We start from the raw sequence: 4,818 nt of genomic DNA on the forward strand, positions 1-4,818 counted from the left end.
ACGGACATTCAACCAAACTCACTTCCTCAGAAATTCCGAGCACTACCCCATCATATGTCGGAATAGCTACCATTTTGGCTTTATTTCGAAACCCCTTGAGTGGTGATGTGACAGGCTTGAGCCAATCACGAGGTTGATACGAATTTAAAAGAGCATAAAGATGATCATTTTTAAGTTTTAACTGTTCGGCATAGTGGTAATCAATCCATCCACATGAACGACATTGATAGGTATCAAAGTAAGAACAAAAGCTCATTTAATAAGATTAAATTCCTGTTTCATTTGCATCAAACGAGCTTTGAGGAATAGCATACAATCGACGTTCCAATTTACCGATATGATCAAGCACTTCATCTGAAGCAGTCTGAAGCTTAATAAAATGTTCTTTAGCCATCTCTTTTTCTTGTTCAGTAACCTTTTTTTTAGAACTAAACAGTTTTGAAAAGAAGGAACGATCAGTGTCCGAAAAATAGATTTTAAAAATCTTCATGTATTGATCATGTAATACAAAATGAGCTTTTTCGATATCTCCGAGACAAGTCATATTACCAAGCGCATTGAGTTTTTGCCCCTCACTGTAAAACCATTGTCCAAATGAACAATCTGTACAATTTAATGGGATTGCACTTTCATCAATCGGGAGGCCCTCAATTAATAATTTTGCGCGTTGTACCCACTTAACATGTGCTTTTTTTGCATCACCGAGCAATTGCAATGTAACTGACTTATCCAAAGCTTTCTCCCCACTGAAAATAAAATACCATTATATCAACCTTGTATTACAAAAAAAGCATGAAATTTTATAACTATTCTTTTGCATTAAAAAACTTTCAGTTTAGTAGTACGTAGATAGTGCAAAACACTTGCAATCAGATCATCATCGTCTTTGCTCTTGCTTTGTAGTGTCTCTTTCACACCACTCGTATACTCAATCGTAATGTTTTGGTTGTAGTTACTCACCATTTTGATCTTTTTCTCGATACAGAGCAGTTTGATCACCATAATCTCAAAAAACTGTTTCGTCGGCGTATCGGGTTTACCGAACCGATCTCCCACTTCTTCTTCGATCTCGTAAATTTCACTCGGAGATTCACACTGGCTGAGGCGGCGATAGAGCTCAAGTCTCAGACGATCTTCACTGACGATTTCATCGCTGATAAAGGCACTGACGGTGAGTTTAATGTCCACTTTCGCCCGTACCGCCGTCGATTGGTTGGTGAGGAGTTTGATCGCATCTTCTAACATCCGCAGATAGAGGGCATAACCGATGTTTTTGATGTGACCGCTTTGGGCATCTCCGACGAGATTTCCCCCTCCGCGAATTTCGAGATCATGATACGCCAGCATCGAACCGCTTCCGAGGAACGAATTGGATTCGAGGGCGACCAGACGTTTTTTCGCCTCTTCGGTGAGGTGGTCTTTGTCATCGACGATAAAATAGGCGTACCCCTCGGTGTGCCCCCGTCCGACCCGACCGCGCAGTTGATGCAAATCCGCCATCCCGAAACGATCCGCCCCGTCGATGATCATCGTGTTGACCGTCGGCATGTGGATACCCGATTCGATGATCGAGGTGGCAAGGAGTACATCGTATTCGCGGCCCGCGAATTTGGCGAGTTCCTCTTCGGTTTGGGTCGCACTGATTTGGGAGTGGAGGATGAGGATACGCAACTCCGGCAGAATCGCTTTAAGCTCACCCGATTTGATTATCATTGAATCGATCGAGTTATGGACATAAAACACCTGACCGCCGCGTCGGAGTTCACGTAAGATTACCTCTTTGATCAGTTTCTCATCGTAGTTTTTCACAAACGTCCGTACCCCTAAACGCTCCGATGGAGGGGTCAGAAGCTCAGACATCGTCTTAATCGAACTAAGGGCTTGATTGAGACTACGAGGGATCGGTGTCGCACTCATGCTGAGGAGATGGACGTTCTCATAGAGCGATTTGAGTTTCTCTTTTTGTTTCACCCCGAATTTGTGCTCTTCATCGATGATGACAATCCCCAGCTTCGCACAGCTCACTCCAAATAGTGCATGGGTTCCCACGACACAATCCAGTTCTCCCGCTTCCAACGCTCTCAGCGTCGCATTTTTCTCTTTGGTGCTGACAAAACGATCGAGTTTCGCGACCCGAAACCCGAACGGTGCAAGGCGGGTTTTGAGGGATTGAAAGTGTTGAGAACTGAGCAATGTCGTCGGAACGACGAGGAGCGACTGATACCCCCCTTTTGCGGCGGTAAAAATAGCGTTCATCGCCACCTCGGTTTTCCCGAAACCGACATCGCCGCTGAGGAGCCGATCCATAATCTGCCCCGAAGAGAGGTCACGTACGATGGAGCTAATCGCACTCGCTTGGTCAGGGGTATAATCGAATCCCGATTCTGCTTGGAAACGGCGAAGTTCCCCCGCATCGACATTGATAACTGAGGCTTTGATAAGGGCACGGCTCGCCGCGATTCCCACAATCTCCGAAGCAATCTCGAACAGTCGCGCTTTGACCGACTCTTTGAGCTTGCCGAAGCTCCCTTTGCCCAAACGATCCAGTACGGGGAGGCTACCTGAGGCGATATAGCGATCGATCGCATCAAGGTTTTCAACGGGGAGGAGAAGCTTGTCATCCCCCATATATTTAATGACGACGAGATCTTTGATCCCGCCGAGAATCTCTGCCTGTTCTATCCCGACAAATATCCCTACTCCGTACTCTTCGTGGACGACGTAATCGCCCACTTTCAGATCATCGAGGAGAATGGAGGTACGACGACGCCGCCGTTTTTTCTCATGGCGGTTAAGGGAGAATATAATCTCATCAGGCCCGATCAAGTTGAGAACCAAGCCTGAAGTTTTTACCGTGATCCCTTTAAGCTCAAAAATCCCCGCTGCTTTGAGCTGCGTATCGCTCGCGGCGATCAGGGTGAATTTTTTAGCTTTATGGACACTTCGGAGAGTCTCGAAATTTCCACCCCCCAATGGTGTGTAGCGCTCCGACTCAGGGAGAATATCTACTTCCAATCGTTCGCGTGGCAATACAGGCTGATTAAGACCGTACGCTTCATCGAGGACACTTTTCATCTCACGGATACGGGCGACCTTTTTGCCTTCGCACAGATCAATGCCGTGCTCTCCCAATACCCAAAAACCGAGCGAGGCGATGTCTTTCACAAAACTGTCACTTTGCGCCTGAGCTATCGCTTTTTCGAAATGTTTATACTGCTGTCCATCGAGAGAGAAAAAGGCACTTGTTACCTCGATACTCGCTAACTCCTCTTTGTCGGTGCGTTGCGTTTCGACATCGAACGCTTTGATCTCTTCGACCTCATCATCAAATAGGCTGATGCGGTACGGGTTACTCTGATTAGGGACATAGATGTCGAGGATGTCACCGCGATGGGATACCTCCCCCTCCATCTCCACCATATCGACAAAGGTGTATCCCCAGTGGATCAGCTTCTCTTTAAACGCCCCCAAATCGATCCTTGAAGCGAACTCGATGGTCTCGCTTTGAAGCAATGAGGGATCAGGCATCGGGAAAAGGAGGGTTTTAAGAGGTGCAATAAGGAGCGGTTTTTTGGACGCCGTATAGTACGTTCTGAGTGCGGCGAAGAGGGCAAAAAGCTCCTCAGAAAACGGGCGTAAGTCGTCCATATAGGTTGCACGAAAATCGGGTAGTACGATATGGCTCACCTCTAAAAAGGTCGAAACATCGCTCAGTTCCGATGCTTCTTTGGCATCCTCGCAGAGGAGAATTTCAGGGCGATTTTTCGGGTTATTTTTTAGGTACTCATACCATCGTGCTTGTGACATTATTTTAGTGCTCCACTCATTATTTTAACTTAACATTAGTGCGACAGTGTCGCACTTTTTGCATTTTGTGCTATAATACTTTCATAAATCGCTTTATGCGCTCCCCTTGTTTTCAAGGGGTAACTTCTAACAACGCTTTTAACTTCCCTTTTACAAGCTCAAAATCCTCTTTGTTTATCATTCCTACACGATAGTGCAATCTTTTTGCATCGAACAATCTAATTTGGCTTAATAACGCAGTGCTGTTGATACCTTCTTTAAACTCGAAACTGTGATAGAAAATACCTTCTCGTACCGTCTTGGTCAGCGGAATACCTAAAAAGAGTCGTGAGCTAAATTTCTTATAGACGAGAACGGGACGCAAAAACTGCTCACCTTTACCGTTTTGTTCAAATCCGACATTTTCACCGATATTCGTCACAAAAATCTCTTTTTGCCGAAAATTGGCGATTTTTTCGTTGCTTTCTGCCGTTTTCTTGATCTCATTCCATTCATCGAATCGTTTACTCACACTTTCCCCTTCATTTTAATCCAGCCTCGTTTTTTCTTGCTCCGTTATATCGTGATTGCCTTGTATACCGTACTTGATACGGTATCCATCCCCATCTTTGCTCATTTTAATTTAGCCTGACCCATTTTCTTGTTTTAACTAAAAATTTCAAAATATTCGATATAATATCATCCAAAGGTTCCCAGCTACTGACAAGACTCCAAGGGAGGCTTCTTCGGATAGGTAGCATGGGTCATTTAATAATGAACTTCCACTCTGTCTTTTGTCATAACCTCTTCTTCCAACAAATACTGTTTAATCATTTCATAATAGCTCGAATCGTTATGCTCATATTTTCGATTAATCGCCCATCCTATATAGTCGATAATTTGTAAATTTGAACTGGACGCACTGCAATGGTGATGAATGGTATATCGTAGCATTTTACCGTTCGTTTTCAAATATTGCTTGATACCTTTTTTAAGTGCTTTAATCAAAGCATTTTTATTCGCTTGGAGTGG

Annotated in this window: 4 protein-coding genes and 1 pseudogene; all 5 read right to left on the bottom strand. The window is 44.6% G+C overall.

Annotated elements, in window-relative coordinates; translation table 11 throughout:
* Positions 1 to 256 (bottom strand): annotated as a pseudogene (rumB, locus tag WA010_RS00960) (23S rRNA (uracil(747)-C(5))-methyltransferase); the annotation flags it as partial.
* Positions 257 to 265: 9 nt separating this feature from the next.
* The gene (locus tag WA010_RS00965; RefSeq protein ID WP_422555307.1) at positions 266 to 733 is read right to left on the bottom strand and encodes a CZB domain-containing protein; all 468 of its coding nucleotides are present in this window, start codon (positions 731 to 733) and stop codon (positions 266 to 268) included.
* 86 nt (positions 734 to 819) lie between these two features.
* Positions 820 to 3,807, bottom strand: coding sequence for a DEAD/DEAH box helicase (locus tag WA010_RS00970; RefSeq protein ID WP_422555308.1), 2,988 nt, complete (start codon positions 3,805 to 3,807; stop codon positions 820 to 822).
* Positions 3,808 to 3,919: 112 nt separating this feature from the next.
* Entirely contained in the window at positions 3,920 to 4,318 is a 399-nt protein-coding gene (locus WA010_RS00975) for a type II toxin-antitoxin system PemK/MazF family toxin (protein ID WP_422555309.1), read from the bottom strand.
* 236 nt (positions 4,319 to 4,554) lie between these two features.
* Positions 4,555 to 4,818 (bottom strand): hypothetical protein (locus WA010_RS00980; protein WP_422555310.1); only part of this gene is annotated, 264 nt, incomplete at its 5' end.

Origin of the sequence: Sulfuricurvum sp. (genome assembly GCF_049305995.1) — a bacterium.
In the GTDB taxonomy this organism is placed as follows: Bacteria; Campylobacterota; Campylobacteria; order Campylobacterales; family Sulfurimonadaceae; genus Sulfuricurvum.